The following is a 14,993-nucleotide window of genomic DNA, read 5'->3' as shown; positions in this document are numbered from 1 at the left end:
TTGCGGCTCTCCAGTGGAGCCCAATGGCGCGTTTGACACAACAGAGCCTGCTAAAGGCGCTCAAATGGAGTTTAGAGGATTCGCATGAAAGCTATCGTTACTGGCATTACTGGGCAAGACGGCGCCTACCTGGCGGAACTGCTGCTGGAAAAGGGCTATACGGTTTATGGCACCTACCGTCGGACCAGTTCTGTCAATTTCTGGCGTATCGAAGAACTCGGGATCCACAACAATCCCAATCTGCACCTGGTCGAGTATGACCTGACCGACCTGTCGGCCAGCATTCGTCTGCTCCAGACCACCGAAGCCACCGAGGTCTACAACCTCGCGGCCCAGAGCTTCGTAGGCGTATCTTTCGATCAGCCTCTGACGACCGGCGACATCACCGGCATGGGTTGTGTGAATCTTCTGGAAGCAATCCGTATCGTCAACCCGAAGGTACGTTTCTACCAGGCTTCGACTTCCGAGATGTTCGGCAAGGTCCAGGCGATTCCTCAGGTCGAGAGCACGCCGTTCTACCCACGCAGCCCTTATGGTGTTGCCAAGCTGTATGCGCACTGGATGACCATCAACTACCGCGAGTCCTACGGCATCTTCGCCACCAGCGGTATCCTGTTCAACCACGAATCGCCATTGCGCGGCCGTGAGTTCGTGACCCGCAAGATCACCGACTCCGTGGCCAAGATCAAACTGGGCCTGCTCGACAAGATGGAACTCGGCAACCTGGACGCCAAGCGCGACTGGGGTTTCGCCAAGGAATACGTCGAGGGCATGTGGCGCATGCTGCAGGCCGATGAGCCGGACACTTTCGTACTGGCGACCAACCGCACTGAAACCGTGCGTGACTTCGTCACCATGGCGTTCAAGGCTGCCGGGATCGATCTTTCCTGGAGCGGCGCTGCGGAAGACGAGCAGGGTACCGACAAGGCAACCGGCAAGGTGTTGGTCACCATCAATCCGAAGTTCTACCGCCCGACGGAAGTTGAACTGTTGATTGGTAACCCGGCCAAGGCCAAGGCAGCACTGGGTTGGGAGCCGAAAACCACGCTGGAAGAGCTGTGCCGCATGATGGTCGAGGCTGACCTGCGCCGAAATGAAAAAGGATTTTCGTTCTGATGAGTACTGCCGGTAAACGCGCGCTGATTACAGGGGTTCAAGGTTTCACTGGTCGATACATGGCTGCCGAGCTTAAGGCCGGTGGCTATGAAGTGATAGGAATGGGGACGCAACCCTCGGACGAACCTGGTTATTTTCAGGTGGATCTGGCCGATGGTCCTGCTCTGCGCGAGTTGCTGGCAAGTATTCAACCTGATGTAGTAGTGCATCTTGCGGCGCTGGCCTTTGTCGGGCACGGTGCCGCAGATGCGTTCTACCGCGTAAATCTCATCGGCACCCGCCATTTGCTGGAGGCTGTTGAAGCCTGCGGCAAGGTGCCGGATTGCGTGCTGCTTGCGAGCAGCGCCAATGTCTATGGCAATGCGTCGGCGGGGTTGTTGAGTGAAACCACTTCACCAGCACCTGCCAACGATTATGCGGTCAGCAAGCTCGCCATGGAGTACATGGCCAGTCTTTGGTTCAACCGGTTACCGATCGTGATTACGCGTCCGTTCAACTATACCGGCGTGGGTCAGGCCGACAGTTTCCTGTTGCCCAAGATCGTGACGCACTTTCGTCGGCGTGCCGACAAGATCGAACTGGGCAATCTGGATGTTTCCCGTGATTTCAGTGATGTACGGGCAGTGGTCAAGGCGTATCGTGGCTTGATCGAGGCCAGACCATTGGGGCAAACCGTCAACGTCAGTTCCGGAAAGAGTCATACCCTTCGTGAAGTGATCGACATGTGTTCCGCATACACCGGCCACCAGTTGGAGGTCGAGGTGAATCCGGCATTTGTCCGAGCCAATGAAGTGAAGATCCTCTGTGGTGATAACACTCGTCTCTGCCAGTTGGTGGCAGGCTGGGATACCCCGGGATTGGATAAAACACTGAGTTGGATGCTTTCGGCGGAATAAATGAAGCTAGTTCTCTCTGTTGAGCCGATCCGCTTTCCGCTGACCGGTATTGGTCGCTATACCTACGAACTTGCGCTGAGGCTTCAGCAAAGTCCCGAAATTACAGACCTGCAGTTTTTTGCTGGTCGACGTTTCTTGCCCGAGTTGCCCACTGCTGCGAATGAATCCGGTAGTGGCTATGGTTTGAAGCGTGCGGTACAGAAAAATTTTTTAGCTGTAGAAGCCTATCGATTGTTGATGCCGATGCTGCGAAAGGCTGCCCTCAAGGGGCACGGCGACTTTCTGTATCACAGTCCCAATTATTATCTCCCTCCCTTTGCCGGGCGCAGTGTCGCCACGTTTCATGATCTTTCGCCCTTTACCTGGGCCCACTGTCATGCGCCACAACTGGTCCGCTATCTGCAGAAAGAGCTCAAGACAACACTGGTGAGAGCCGATGCGCTGATCACCGATTCGGAGTTTACCCGCCAGGAGTTGGCCAGCTATTTTTCATGGCCAATTGAGCGGATACATACCGTGCCGCTGGCAAGCTCCCTGAATTTTACCCCCGGTCGCATGACGAGCTCAGAGCTACGCTTGATCGGCATGGGCTGGAGCAGGGTGGTTATACGCTGTTTGTCGGTACGATCGAGCCGCGCAAGAACATCGAGACGCTCCTGGATGCCTATGAGCGACTGCCGCTGGCCTTGCGAACGCGCTGGCCGCTGATTCTCACCGGCTACCAGGGATGGCGCAGCGATATGATTCATCGAAAGCTCGAGAGCGCGCGACGTGAAGGCTGGGCGCATTATCTCGGGTTTGTGCCGAGCGCAGATCTGCCGCTGCTTTTTGCCGGTGCCCGTCTGTTTGCCTTTCCTTCTCTTTACGAGGGGTTTGGTTTGCCGGTGCTTGAGGCAATGAGTTCGGGGGTGCCGGTGGTGTGTTCCAATAGTTCTTCGCTTCCGGAAGTCGCGGGTGAGGCGGCGTTGATGTGCGCGCCGATGGATGTCGACGAACTGACCCGTCTGCTCGAGCGAGGGCTGACCGATGATGCCTGGCGCGAGACTGCGGTCATCAAGGGGCAGCAGCATGCGCAGGGCTTCTCGTGGGAGCGCTGTGCCGTTGAAACCATGCAGGTCTACCAGAGGGTAATCAAAGGAACATGATCAAGGTCCTGCACTTTTTCAAAACCTATTACCCGGAAACCATGGGTGGTATCGAACAGGTTATTTTTCAGATTGCCCAAGGTGGTGCCAGCCATGGTTTTTCTTCGCAGGTTCTTTATCTCAGCGAGCGAGGCTCGGCGCGAAACGAAACGGTAGGCAATCACCTGACTCACCGCTCGAAACTTGATCTACATGTGGCTTCGACTGGCTTTTCGTTGTCGGCATTCAAGGATTTTTCCGAACTGGCCAAAGAAGCGGATGTGGTGCACTACCACTTTCCTTGGCCCTATATGGATCTGCTTCATTTTGCCAGTCGGCATGGCAAGCCTTCGGTGGTCAGCTATCACTCGGATATCGTCAAGCAAAAGACCCTGCTCAAACTATATGAGCCGTTGAGGAGCCGGTTTCTGTCCAGCGTGGATTGCATCGTTGCCTCTTCACCGAACTATGCGCAAAGCAGCCCGGTGCTGACCCGGTTCCGCGATAAAGTCGAAATCATCCCGTACGGGTTGGACGCGACTACCTATCCAGTCGCAACGCCGCAAAAGCTCGCGGATTGGCGAGCCAGGGTTGGCGAGAAATTCTTTTTGTTTGTCGGTGCCCTGCGTTATTACAAGGGCCTCGACTATCTGCTTGAGGCGGCGCGGATTACCGGGTTGCCGGTCGTTCTTCTGGGAGGAGGGCACCAGGAGATCGAGCTGAAGGAGCAAGCTTCACGCCTCGGCCTGACCAATGTGCACTTTCTGGGCGGATTGGGTGATGACGACAAGGCCGCGTTGCTGACGTTATGCCACGGATTTGTATTCCCGTCGCATCTTCGCTCGGAGTCGTTCGGTATTTCGTTGCTCGAGGCGGCGATGTACGGAAAACCGCTTATTTCCTGTGAAATCGGTTCCGGTACCACGTTTATCAATCTTGCGAATGAAACCGGCCTCGTAGTCCCGCCGCGCGACTCCATGGCGCTGGCCGGGGCAATGAATACACTCTGGAACAACGATGAGTTGGCTCGCGAGATGGGGCAACGTGCTCTGTGTCGTTACAGGGATGTGTTTTCAGCCGATGAGATGGCCAAGGCCTATGCCGGCTTGTACCGGAAGGTTTGCAAGGCAGTCTGATAACTGCTGGGCCATCCCGGGCTTGCGGCGCAACTCGCTTCTGCGGGTCAAGTAATCGCCGGTACATCTTTCTGCACTTTTGGACGGCTTCAGGTCCGCCCTTTGGTAGTAACTCTGTTTTGGTAGATACCGATGACTATGAGCGCAACTCAAAACCAATCCGTAGTCTCTCCCGTTTCGCGTAATCAAATCAGTCATATTGGATACCGGCCCGATATCGATGGGCTTCGAGCTATCGCTGTTTTGTCTGTATTGTTTTTTCACGCCTTCCCTGCGCTGTTGCGGGGTGGTTTTGTAGGGGTGGACATATTTTTTGTCATCTCCGGTTACCTGATATCCAGTGTCATCATCACGACGCTGGAGCAGGGGACGTTCAGCGTTGCTGACTTTTATTCCCGTCGCATCAGACGCATTTTTCCCGCGCTATTTACCGTATTGGCCGTATGTTTGGCTTTCGGCTGGAGCACGATGCTTGCCGATGATCTGGCGCTGCTGGCAAAGCATGTTCTTGGTGGTGCCACTTTTGTCTCAAACTTCATTTTGTGGGGGAGGCCGATTATTTTGACAAGGCATCAGAGCTGAAGCCTCTGCTTCATCTGTGGTCACTGGGAATAGAAGAGCAGTTCTATGTCATATGGCCGCTCTTGTTTTGGGCTGTCTGGCGAATGCGAATTCCGCTGTTGCCAATTGTTGTCATTGTTGGAGTCTTATCCTTTGTACTGAACATCATCGGAGTGCATGAGCACGCAACCGCAACGTTCTATTCGCCGCTTTCTCGAGGGTGGGAGCTTGTGGTTGGTGCGATGTTGGCGTGTTTCGGGTCGGGCTCCGGTTTGAGAGCTGACAGGTACGGCCGATCGATGAAAAAGATTGCACAGGTATTTGATCGGCAGCAGACGCGAACTGTAATTTCAGTTATCGGAATGCTGTTCATTGTGTATGCAGTTTTCCGCATCAATAGCACATTACCTTTTCCCGGCAAGTGGGCACTTTTTCCGGTTATTGGTGCCGCACTCATTATTGTGGCTGGCCCTGGCGCCTGGATGAATCGAGTCCTGCTGAGCAACCGTGTGATGACGTTTGTCGGGCTGATCAGCTTCCCGCTTTATCTATGGCATTGGCCCTTGCTGACGTTTGCCAGGAGTGCCTATCCGGAAGGTGTGCCTTGGCTGGTGCGTTTAGGTCTTCTGGTGGGCAGTGCTTTTCTCGCGACTCTTACATACGTTTATATCGAGCGTCCATTTCGTTCTGGCTCCAGGAAGCGGTTCAGTCTCTTCGCTCTTTGTGCGTTGATGTGCGTGGCGGGTGTGTTGGCAGGCATCGTTTTCAAATCTGGCGGCTTTCCTTCCCGGTATCCACAAATTATCCAGCGTGCGACCGAATATGATCTCGACGGCTACCGCGCAGGCCTTCGTAACCTCGTCTGTTTCATGGACGTCGGGCAAGAAGCGACCCAGTACGCTCCTGAGTGCGTAGACAAGGGTGACAAGCCTTTGTGGGTGTTGTGGGGAGATTCCGATGCCGCCGCCATATATTCGGGACTGCGTGGGCTTGCGGATCGCTCTGGACAATTCCGGCTGGCACAATTCACTTCTTCGTCATGCCCGCCGATAGTCGGATTTCAGGGAAAGAATCCGGCGTGCAAATCAAACAATCAGTGGACCATCGATAAGGTTCGCGAGTTGGTGCCTGATACTGTAATTCTTGCTGGCATGTGGCCACGATATGACAAGACGCTTTTGTCAGCGACCGTCAAACAAATTCAGGATGCCGGTAGTCGCAGAGTGATTCTCCTGGGGCCTACGCCAGCCTGGAAAGACACGCCTTCTCGTATTGCCTTCAACTTGTGGAGTCATGACCCATTCCATCGTATTCCGTCAGAGCGGTTGGACTACGAGAAGTATGGAATGGGTCAGGAGCAGGAGGTGAATGGTGAGCTGGACACTGGAACCGACGCTGCGGAAAGGGATTTGAGAATTCTGGCGCAGGAGTCAGGCGCCCTTTACATTTCAGTGGCTCAGAAAATGTGTAACGAGGAGGGTTGTCTCATGAGAGAGACGGCATCGAGTGGTGATGCGTTTTATCTCGACATCGTTCACTTGACCCGCCACGGCTCGGATTTCGTCGCGCGAGCGATCGCTCGGGAGTTGGGTGTCACAGATCACTGACCCATGATGCATTGTTGAAGCCCGCCAAGGGCTTCAATCTTTTTTCACCGGCTCACCGGGCATGTTTCCGTGCCCGGTGAGCCGGTGTCTCGCGGGGCTTACTGCTGCCTTTTTATGTGGATGCCTTCCAGTCGGGCGGACAGTCCATAGTAGGTATCGTTGGTCGGCGAGTCTAACTCAAGGTTGTTGGAGCCGTTTTTTAGTACGCCGTTGTCGATTTTTGCCTCGAACTCTCCGTTTTCACTCCATTGGACAGGTAAGGTCTTGCCGTTGAGTTTGATGACCATATTGCTTTGAGCGTCTGGTTCCGCGAATAGAGTAAACCGGCCTTTGAGTTCATAAGCTATGTCGCTTCCAGGTTTGAATTCGAAAGCAAGGTTGGCGTGCTTATCAATTTTCCAGGCCGATGGATGGTGATAAAAACTGCCTATATCCCACTCGGCTTCTCGCCAGCCAGTACCGTGAGTAGGCAGTTCCATGCTCCACCATTTGCCAAACGTCCAGTCGTATTCGTCGCTCACAACAGCGTCTTCAAAGCGAACGAAGCGTGTCTGTGCGTTGCGTGCACTTTCAATGGCATCCCGACGTTCCGTTACAACACCTCGACTCTCTGGAGTTGTACGACCGCTCTGACTTTCTTCGCTCTCGTTGCCAATCTCCACTGTGACGATTGAGGTCTTGGGGATTACCAGGCTTGCGGGTTGCTCCGAGGCTGGAAAGCCCGGCCCGCTGACCGGGGTCGGGTATTCGAATGTCCAGTTCTGAGCGTTCTCTACGCACCGACCTTTACGCCCCAGCGAATCCGAGTGCTGCCAGTGCTTGCTGGGCATATGGCAAACCTGGATGTCTGATATCGGTTTGTTATACAAGAATGACAAAGAACCGGTCAGGCTCTCGTTGATGAACATCCATATGTAGTTCAGCTGATTCCCATGGTCGAGAATCAGAAGGGTCTTGTTCTCGATGTTGCCATCAAATTTTTCCGTGATCTCATTGAGTACCGTCGCCTGCTTGCGGGAGATTTCTATGTAGTGGTGGAATTGGTAAAGCTGGAATGACACTCCGATAATGAAAAAGAAACCAAAAACTATATTGGTTATCGATTTGGAGAGGCGGTATCCGGTGCTGATGATTGCCAACAGCAGAAGTGCTGCGCCAGGTGTTGCAAATAAAAATGTTCTTTGACTAACCAAGAGATGGTTAGGGGAAATCAGAAATGGAAAGTAGCCAAGGAGAATGAGTGTCACGCCTGCAATTGCGAGTCTGCCATTAAAGGAAAGGCTTTGTTTAGGGGCGGCTTTGTTGTGCTTGCTATTAAATATAAGTATCGCCGCGATAATCAAAAAGAAAAAAACGCTCGCGGCGATTACATATCCGTAGCTGGAAAATTCATGTTTGGTAATCCGTATGGCATCAAACCAGCCGCCAAGGGTGCTGCGCAGTAGCCCGATGCTGAAGAGTTTTGGGTAGGTGACTTTCAGAGTTGTCAGCAGATTGGGCCCGACAACACTTGTTTGATAGCTGTTTACAAGTGGTGCGGTGTGGAAGGCGTATGCAACGTAAACAACGGCTCCGGCGACCCAGATCGCGTGCTCCAGCAGTTTCTGTTTGATTTGAATCAGTGCCGATAGCATACCGTTACGGATAAACAAGAGCAAAGCTGGAATGCAGGCGAGCAGCAGTGAAGCCTCATACATGAAACAGGCAGAGGAGAGCAGGGCGCTCGCCACTATGCTTAGCATTAGGGCATGGGACTTTCGGTTAAGTGACAGTGCGTGCAGGAAAACAGCACTGCCCAATAGCGTGAGGCTAAGTGCCCAGTTGATGTGCAGGCTTCTGAAGGAAAGTTGCATGGTGTCTGCTGGATAAATGATGACCAGTGCACATGCAATGATTCCGAGTTTTGAACTGCTCGTCAGTTTCTCGATGATGTAGCTAACGGAAGAGCCTTTTATCAGCAGTGAAAGAATTAACAGAACATGCCAAAAAAAGAACGAGTTGTTGTCAAGCCAGAAAGCAACGGCCTGAGGAAGGATCGTCAGTGGTCTCAGTGCGTGTAACGGCAGCGGGCTGGAGGTATCGGAGATGAAGAATATCCCGTGTTTGACGAAGAGTCCTAAAATCCCCCACTCCTCGATCAGCCCGGTCATGGCGAAACCGAACGGCAGCCAAAGTATCAAGATGATAACGGCTGCGGGAATAATATGTGCGAGCCAGCGCTTTACCGCCACAGGAGTGGCATCAGGCTCTAAGTTTTCGTCCGGGTGAGTACTGGATGGGGCTGTGGATGACCTGATGCTCATTTATCTTTCCATGGCTTTATAAATTCTGCTGCCTGATCGGGTTCTGGCCTGACAGGCGGCGTCCGATATTTGTCATTTTGCAGGCTGGATCAGTCGCAGCATGACGTCTGTACTACGTTACTTATCGCGCTTTCATCTTTGCCTAGTAACGTTTATCCAGTCCAGTTCGGCGGAAACGCCGCCATTTCCGGCGTCCACATCTGAAATGAATTCGATGGAGTTTCGACCTGACTTGAGTGTGTCGGCCGGCACGCTTCCACTGAATCTGCCTTCCTGGATCCACTGCAGCGGAATATGGATTCCGTTGACTTCTACCTGCATCTTGTCGCGAAACTGTTTATTGGCGAAGCTTTTGAAAAAACCATTGATCTCATAAGGGGCAGATGCAGGTATCAAATCGAAAACGAGAGATGACTGCGGTGCGTTTTTCCACGCCGAAGCTGTATGAACAAAGCGTCGTGTTTCCCATTGCGTGTTCCTCCAGCCAGACCCGGCGATTGGCGGAGTCATGCTCCACCACCTGCCAAAGTCCCAGTAGTACTCATCAGGGGATGGTTGGCGGAAATGGAAGAATTGAAACCAAGGGTGCGATTCAGTGATGCCTCGCAGCCGGGCACCTGCCGGAGATGACTCGGACTCCAGTTCCTTGCGCCATGCATTCAGCTCGGCATTGGCAGCAGGTGCTTCGCCCCTTCCAACTTCGACAGTTACAACGTCCGCATTGGAAAGTTTTTTGCTCGGTGGTGGTGGAGTGTCGAACGGGACGGGATAGTTGAGTGTCCACCCTTCTTCGGTTTTCTCGCATGTACCTTTACGCTGCAACGGGTCGGTCTGTTGCCACTCGTGGCTAGGCATGTAACAGACTTCAACTATGTCTGCTGGCTTTTCGTATATATGGAAAAGGATGGCACTCAGGTCTGGGTTCAAAAACATCCAGTCATGATTGAGTTGGTTGGAGTAATCAAGGATCAGCAGCGTTTTACCGACTGCATTTCCATCAAAGTTATGGGCGATGTCATTGAGGATCGACTGCTGCCTTTTGGATATTTCAATGTAGTGCTGGAACTGAAACAGCTGTGCTGACAGTCCGGTGAAAATCAGCATTGCAGACAGCGCTGCTGTGGCTATTTTCGAATATCGGTAAATGCACAAGAGCAGCGCGATGAATATCATCGTCGCTCCGGGAGCTGCGTATAGAAAAGTTCTCTGGCTGACGGCCATGTGCGCAGGATTGAAAATGAACGGCAGATAGCCCATGCAAATCAGGACGAGTCCGATCGCGATCATGCGCACAGGTAACGTCCAGCGTGAGTTCGAACCTGTCTCGACCAGGGAGGGGGCTTTCGATTTCCATGCGACAAATGCAATCAATGCAAGCAGTAGCGCGGTAGCGACGGTCACATACCAATAACTGCCGATTTCAGAACCGGTGATTCTGAATGCATCGATCCAGCCGCCGAAAACGCTTCGTTTTACACCCAGGCTGAACAGTTTGGGGAAATACATTTTTACAGAGGCTAATGCACTATCACCCACCACTGCGCTTTGATAACTGTGTACCAGCGGCAGAGTGTGTATTACATAGGCGATATACGCGGCCGGGCCGATCGCCCAGATCAGATGTTGACAGTAGAATCGCTTGATATGCGCAACGATGCCTTGAATGCCGACTTGTATGAAGATCACGAATGCTGGAATGGCCGCCAGCAGAAGCGCTACTTCGTACATCGCACAGCTGGCAGCGAGTATCAGGCTTGCAAGGGCGCTGAGTATTAAGGACCTGACTCTGTTTCTTTCGTCAAGTGCTCGTATCAGCAGGACGCTGGCCAACAAGACAAGCCCGAGGGCCCAGTTGATGTGGATGGATCTGAACGACAGTTGCATGGTGTCAGCGGGGAAAACGATGACCAGTACGCTCGCCAGCATTCCCCATTTGATTGCGCCTGTTAGGCGGGTGGTGATGACACTGGCAGCCCATCCCTTGATCACCAGGGCAATGATCAGTAAGACATGCCAATAGTTGAACGAGTTAGGGTCGAGGCTGTATGCAATTGCATGAGGAAGAATAGTGAGCGGTCGAAGGGCGTGCGCCGGCATTGCACTGGCAGCATCGGTCAGAAAGAACACACCGACTCTGCTGAATAACCCAACAACCCCCCATTCTTCGAGCAATCCGGTCAGGGCGAAGCCAAACGGAAGCCAGATAAAAAATACGGTAAGCAGCGCTGGGCCCAGATGGGCGAGCCAGATCAGTTTTTTTTCATGAAGTGTTGCTGGCGCCAAAGTTAGCGCCTGATTGAAAGTTGCAGTCATGTGGTGTCCGTTGGCCCTGTTATGGTTTTGTTTTATGTGTGACTTTCAGGACAAATTTATTCAATAGATAGCTGCATGGCAGCAGAAGCAAAATCACCAGAATCGGAGCGATCACTTTGTGTAAATGCAGGTGCTCGACCAAGAGGTTGAGTATTAATGCGCCGAGCAGATACTGTACCAGGTAGATGCTCGGATAGATCGCCATGCCAATCCATGACTGTTGAACCTTGAAGACAACTTTTGAGTTGAAGACGTAGGCAAAAACAATCCCAGTCGCATAGGCGATTGCATAGGCTACCTGATAATCGATCCAGTAACTCAACATCAAGTAGAGGCAGTAGGTCAGGCCGGTATTGAGTCCGCCGCCGATCAGAAACTGAATCCAGCGGCGAACTTGGGTATTGTCTTTAAGTGCTATCACAATGGTGATTTTTTCGAGGTGAGTTTGACGAACTCCGAATAGTCTCGGATGTAGTCTTCAGCTTCGTAATAGTCGGAAGTGAATACCAGCAGCACTGCGTCTTCAGAGTATTTGTACTGAATGCCCCACGTCAGTGGTGGCAGGTAAATCCCTTTGTTTGGTGCATCCAGCAGAACTTCTGCCCGATTGGTACCATCATCGACCACCACCGCACAGCTACCTTTCACACAAATCAGGAACTGGTGGCATTTGTGATGGGCATGCTCACCACGAGTTTTCTGACTCGGAACGTTGAATACCAGAAAGTAGCGTTTTGGCGTGAAGGGGATTTCCTTGTGGAACTCGCCGACCGACAAGTCGCCACGCATGTCGGCGATGTATTTGAAACGGTGGGTGGTGACATCGCCCACTCCGATTCGAACCACGGCTTCCGACTGCTCGTCGGGCTTCGCCGCGGGGCTTTTGGCGGCATCACTGAAGGCGGAGTTCTCGACGTAGCCGGTGATTCGGGCTGGGGAGCCTGTGACGATTGCATAGGGTGGTACAGATTTGGTGACCACTGCGCCGGCGCCGACCATCGCACCCGTGCCGATGGTGATGCCTGGCAGGATGACTGCGCCGCCGCCGATGGAGGCGCCATCCTGGATCACCGTCTGCGAAAACGACTCCGGATAGACTTTCGAGCGTGGGAACTTGTCGTTGGTGAACGTGGCGTTCGGGCCGATGAACACATCGGAGCCGATCCGCAGGCCGTCCCAGACATAAACCCCGGACTTGATGGTCGTACGATCGCCGATCACTACGTCGTTTTCGATCAGTGAGTGCGAGCAGACGTTGACGTCTTCACCAATCACCGCATCCTGGAAGACCACCACGTACTGCCAGATGCGCGTGTTCTTGCCGATGTTCTTGCTTTTGACATCGGCGCTGGCGTGGATAAACGGCTCACTCATTTGGAATTTCCTTGTTGTCGAGTTTCATGCAGACAATGGCCAGCGGTCTCTGCTTGCTGTTTTCGTAGGCCCGCCAGGCATAAGTGCCCACGAGGCCGACCCCGAGCAGATTCAATGTGCCCAGCAGCAGCACCACCAGCATGGTTGCGGCGTAACCCGGTACCTCAATGGCTCCCGACAGTCGCGCGATGATGACCATTACGCCAATGAACAGAGAGATGAGCGAGCCCATCGCGCCCATTCGGGTCAGCAGTCTGATCGGGTAGTCGGTGAAGGCGAACACACTGTCCATCATGTATTCGAGCTTTTTCTTGAAGGTCCATGCCGATTTGCCTTCGAGGCGGGTCTGGCGCTCGTACTCGATGAACTTGCGACGGAAGCCCAGCCAGAAGATCAGTGCGATGAGCGACGAGCGGGACTCGTTCAGCTGTAACAGCTGTTCACGGAACGCCTTGTTGCAACCGAAAATATCTACGCCGCCCTTGGGCATGTCATGCACGACCAGTCGGCGATACAGGCCCCAGAAGATCGAGGAGGCCATGCGGCTGGAAAGCGGATCCTGGCGGGCGTTGCGGGTGCCGATGGCAACGTCGCATTCGTCATTGGAAAGCGATTTGAAGAAGCTGATCAAAAGTTCTGGCGGCTCTTGAAGGTCTGCTGCCATGACGCCGAAATAGTCGCCCCTGGCAGCCATCAGGCCAGTGCGAATGGCCGGAAACGAGCCGAAATTGCGCGAATGCGCCAGCAATTGCGCGGAAAAACCCATGGTGCCCAGTGCATTCTTGAGCAAGGCAAACGAATCGTCGGGACTGCCGTCCACCACAAAAAAACCACCTCGAGCTGATTCTCGAGGGTGTCGTTCATGTCTGTCAGGGCCTGGATCAACCGGGGTATCGAGTCAGCGTTCTTGTAGACCGGGACGATAACGGAATATCTCATGCCACCCATCCGTTGACGGCGGTGATCACAGTGCTGACTTCTTCATCGGTCATTTCCGGGTAGCAAGGCAGGGTCAGGATCAGCGAGGCCAGTTTTTCGGTGTTGGCCAGGCTGTAGTCGGCGAACTGATTGCCAAAAACAGGTTGCTTGTAGTCCGGGATCGGGTAGTGAACATCGGACGCAATCTGTGCTTCGCGCAAGTGCACTTGCAGCGCATCGCGTTTCGCCGACTTGATCACGTAAAGGTGGGCGACCGAGGCGGTGCCTTGGTCTTCAGCGTGATTCACATCCTCGTGGCGAATTTCGTTTCTGTAGCGCGCGGCGATTTCGCGACGGCGTGCGTTGCTCGCGTCGAGGTGCGGTAGAAACTCGGACAGGATCGCTGCCTGCATTTCATCCAGGCGACTGTTGCGGGCGCCGTCCAGCTCGACGCAGTATTTCGAGGACCAGCCATATTGGCGCAGTTGCGCTACGCGCCGGGCAATGGCATCGGAGTTGGTTACAACGGCACCGCCGTCACCCAGCGCACCAAGGTTTTTGGTCGGGTAGAAACTGAAGCTCGCAGCGTCACCGAAAGTGCCGACGCGCTGTCCATCACGCTCGGCGCCATGGGCCTGGGCGCAATCCTCGAGCAATGGGATCTGGCGAGCACTGCAGTATTCGGCGATAGCCTTGATTTGTGGGGCTGCCAGACCATACAGGTGAGTGACGACTACTGCTTTGGCGCCGGATTCAATCGCCTGCTTGACCCCTTCGAGGGTTACCACGTGAGTCTGCAGATCAACGTCCATGAAAATAGGTGTAGCGCCGATGGCCAGCACCGAAGTGGTGGTGTACATCCCGGCATTGGCCACAGTGGCCACCTGATCGCCTTTTCCGACGCCCAGCGCCTTGAGGGCCAGCTCGATGGCATCGGTGCCGTTGGCAACCGTGATGCAATGACCGGCATTCAAATATTGCGCAAAGCCTGTTTCAAAGCGTTTGACTTCCGGCCCCAAAATAACCCAGCCGCTGGCAATCACGCGTTGCACCGAAGAACTGATTTGCGATTGAAATTTTTCTATCTTCGCTGCAAGGTTGTTGATCTGCTGCATGGGGCTCTCCATTTCGAAGCAAAAGACGTGTGATATCTGTTTTTTTGGCGGGGTTCGCCTAAAAATTTATAGGCCGAGCTCGCAGTTAATCAGTGATGACATACGCTCGTACCACTTTCCGGACGGATTCTATCCGTACCCTGAGCCCGCTCCAACCTGCGAAGCGCATTTAGACGATTTGTTTGTCTAGAGGACGTGGAAGCTCTTTTGAGGCGGGAAGTGAAGGTTCAATGATTTTCAGCTGGCAAGCTGTATTTGGTAGTGGGCTGCAAAACCCCGAAATGAATGGACGTTTCAACTTCAAATAACTCGAGGTCGTGTGCTTCAAGTCTTTGTTCAGCGTTAGTTCAGGCGGTTTTGAACAAGATCCGAAAGTGGGCATCTTCGCGAAAGTGGTCAACCGTTCTCCGATTCAATAAACTGCCGCCCAAAGCAGTTCCCCAGATGCTCTCTGTCTCTTCATCGAGGGGATGGTTGATTGCCATTTCACGATGATTGCGCGCGCGTCATTCATGTTTCCTCAAGGGTCG

General features: G+C 53.5%; 10 protein-coding genes and 2 pseudogenes. 6 read left to right on the top strand and 6 right to left on the bottom strand.

From position 1 onward, the window contains the following. The first annotated feature begins 84 nt into the window (after positions 1–84). The 6 genes and pseudogenes from gmd to R1A29_RS19810 all read left to right on the top strand — a co-directional run bounded on the left by gmd (position 85) and on the right by R1A29_RS19810 (position 6,440). Complete coding sequence (gene gmd, locus R1A29_RS19835) at positions 85–1,116, top strand: GDP-mannose 4,6-dehydratase (protein ID WP_085730539.1); 1,032 nt, start codon at positions 85–87, stop codon at positions 1,114–1,116. Further along, positions 1,116–2,012: a GDP-mannose 4,6-dehydratase gene (locus tag R1A29_RS19830; protein WP_438299333.1), complete on the top strand. Its 897-nt coding sequence runs from the start codon at positions 1,116–1,118 to the stop codon at positions 2,010–2,012. Before gmd ends, R1A29_RS19830 begins: the two co-directional genes overlap by 1 nt. Further along, positions 2,013–3,157, top strand: a pseudogene (locus R1A29_RS19825) (glycosyltransferase family 4 protein). It begins immediately after the preceding gene. Then, on the top strand, positions 3,154–4,272 hold the full coding sequence (locus R1A29_RS19820) for a glycosyltransferase family 4 protein (protein ID WP_438299332.1): 1,119 nt from the start codon (positions 3,154–3,156) through the stop codon (positions 4,270–4,272). The pseudogene R1A29_RS19825 and the gene R1A29_RS19820 overlap by 4 nt, the downstream one beginning before the upstream one ends. 138 nt (positions 4,273–4,410) lie before the next feature. Beyond that, positions 4,411–4,854 carry an acyltransferase family protein gene (locus R1A29_RS19815; RefSeq protein WP_438299331.1) on the top strand — a complete coding sequence of 148 codons (444 nt, stop codon included), beginning with the start codon at positions 4,411–4,413 and terminating at the stop codon, positions 4,852–4,854. Then, positions 4,815–6,440 carry an acyltransferase family protein gene (locus R1A29_RS19810; RefSeq protein WP_438299330.1) on the top strand — a complete coding sequence of 542 codons (1,626 nt, stop codon included), beginning with the start codon at positions 4,815–4,817 and terminating at the stop codon, positions 6,438–6,440. Before R1A29_RS19815 ends, R1A29_RS19810 begins: the two co-directional genes overlap by 40 nt. 98 nt (positions 6,441–6,538) lie before the next feature. Here the strand turns inward: R1A29_RS19810 and R1A29_RS19805 are convergent, their stop codons facing one another. The 6 genes and pseudogenes from R1A29_RS19805 to R1A29_RS19780 form a co-directional block, all read right to left on the bottom strand. Beyond that, on the bottom strand, positions 6,539–8,743 hold the full coding sequence (locus tag R1A29_RS19805) for a hypothetical protein (protein ID WP_438299329.1): 2,205 nt from the start codon (positions 8,741–8,743) through the stop codon (positions 6,539–6,541). A 132-nt stretch (positions 8,744–8,875) separates the two neighbouring features. Next, positions 8,876–11,056 carry a hypothetical protein gene (locus tag R1A29_RS19800; protein ID WP_438299328.1) on the bottom strand — a complete coding sequence of 727 codons (2,181 nt, stop codon included), beginning with the start codon at positions 11,054–11,056 and terminating at the stop codon, positions 8,876–8,878. A gap of 19 nt (positions 11,057–11,075) precedes the next feature. After that, positions 11,076–11,477, bottom strand: coding sequence for a GtrA family protein (locus R1A29_RS19795; RefSeq protein WP_438299327.1), 402 nt, complete (start codon positions 11,475–11,477; stop codon positions 11,076–11,078). After that, on the bottom strand, positions 11,474–12,430 hold the full coding sequence (locus R1A29_RS19790; RefSeq protein WP_438299326.1) for a WxcM-like domain-containing protein: 957 nt from the start codon (positions 12,428–12,430) through the stop codon (positions 11,474–11,476). The genes R1A29_RS19795 and R1A29_RS19790 overlap by 4 nt, the downstream gene beginning before the upstream one ends. After that, positions 12,423–13,369: pseudogene (locus tag R1A29_RS19785) on the bottom strand (glycosyltransferase family 2 protein). Before R1A29_RS19785 ends, R1A29_RS19790 begins: the two are co-directional and overlap by 8 nt. Further along, on the bottom strand, positions 13,366–14,463 hold the full coding sequence (locus tag R1A29_RS19780; RefSeq protein WP_438299325.1) for a DegT/DnrJ/EryC1/StrS family aminotransferase: 1,098 nt from the start codon (positions 14,461–14,463) through the stop codon (positions 13,366–13,368). The pseudogene R1A29_RS19785 and the gene R1A29_RS19780 overlap by 4 nt, the downstream one beginning before the upstream one ends. Positions 14,464–14,993: the final 530 nt, after the last annotated feature.

This window comes from Pseudomonas sp. NMS19W, from assembly GCF_051554255.1.
Taxonomy (GTDB): domain Bacteria; phylum Pseudomonadota; class Gammaproteobacteria; order Pseudomonadales; family Pseudomonadaceae; genus Aquipseudomonas; species Aquipseudomonas kribbensis.
This window is presented reverse-complemented; position numbering and strand designations above follow the sequence as displayed.

Excerpts from the sequence above, each read along its gene's own strand:
- gmd (WP_085730539.1), top strand. The coding sequence starts at position 85 with ATGAAAGCTATCGTTACTGGCATTACTGGGCAAGACGGCGCCTACCTG.
- R1A29_RS19830 (WP_438299333.1), top strand. The coding sequence starts at position 1,116 with ATGAGTACTGCCGGTAAACGCGCGCTGATTACAGGGGTTCAAGGTTTC.
- R1A29_RS19820 (WP_438299332.1), top strand. The coding sequence starts at position 3,154 with ATGATCAAGGTCCTGCACTTTTTCAAAACCTATTACCCGGAAACCATG.
- R1A29_RS19815 (WP_438299331.1), top strand. The coding sequence starts at position 4,411 with ATGAGCGCAACTCAAAACCAATCCGTAGTCTCTCCCGTTTCGCGTAAT.
- R1A29_RS19805 (WP_438299329.1), bottom strand. The coding sequence starts at position 8,743 with ATGAGCATCAGGTCATCCACAGCCCCATCCAGTACTCACCCGGACGAA.
- R1A29_RS19800 (WP_438299328.1), bottom strand. The coding sequence starts at position 11,056 with ATGACTGCAACTTTCAATCAGGCGCTAACTTTGGCGCCAGCAACACTT.
- R1A29_RS19790 (WP_438299326.1), bottom strand. The coding sequence starts at position 12,430 with ATGAGTGAGCCGTTTATCCACGCCAGCGCCGATGTCAAAAGCAAGAAC.
- R1A29_RS19780 (WP_438299325.1), bottom strand. The coding sequence starts at position 14,463 with ATGCAGCAGATCAACAACCTTGCAGCGAAGATAGAAAAATTTCAATCG.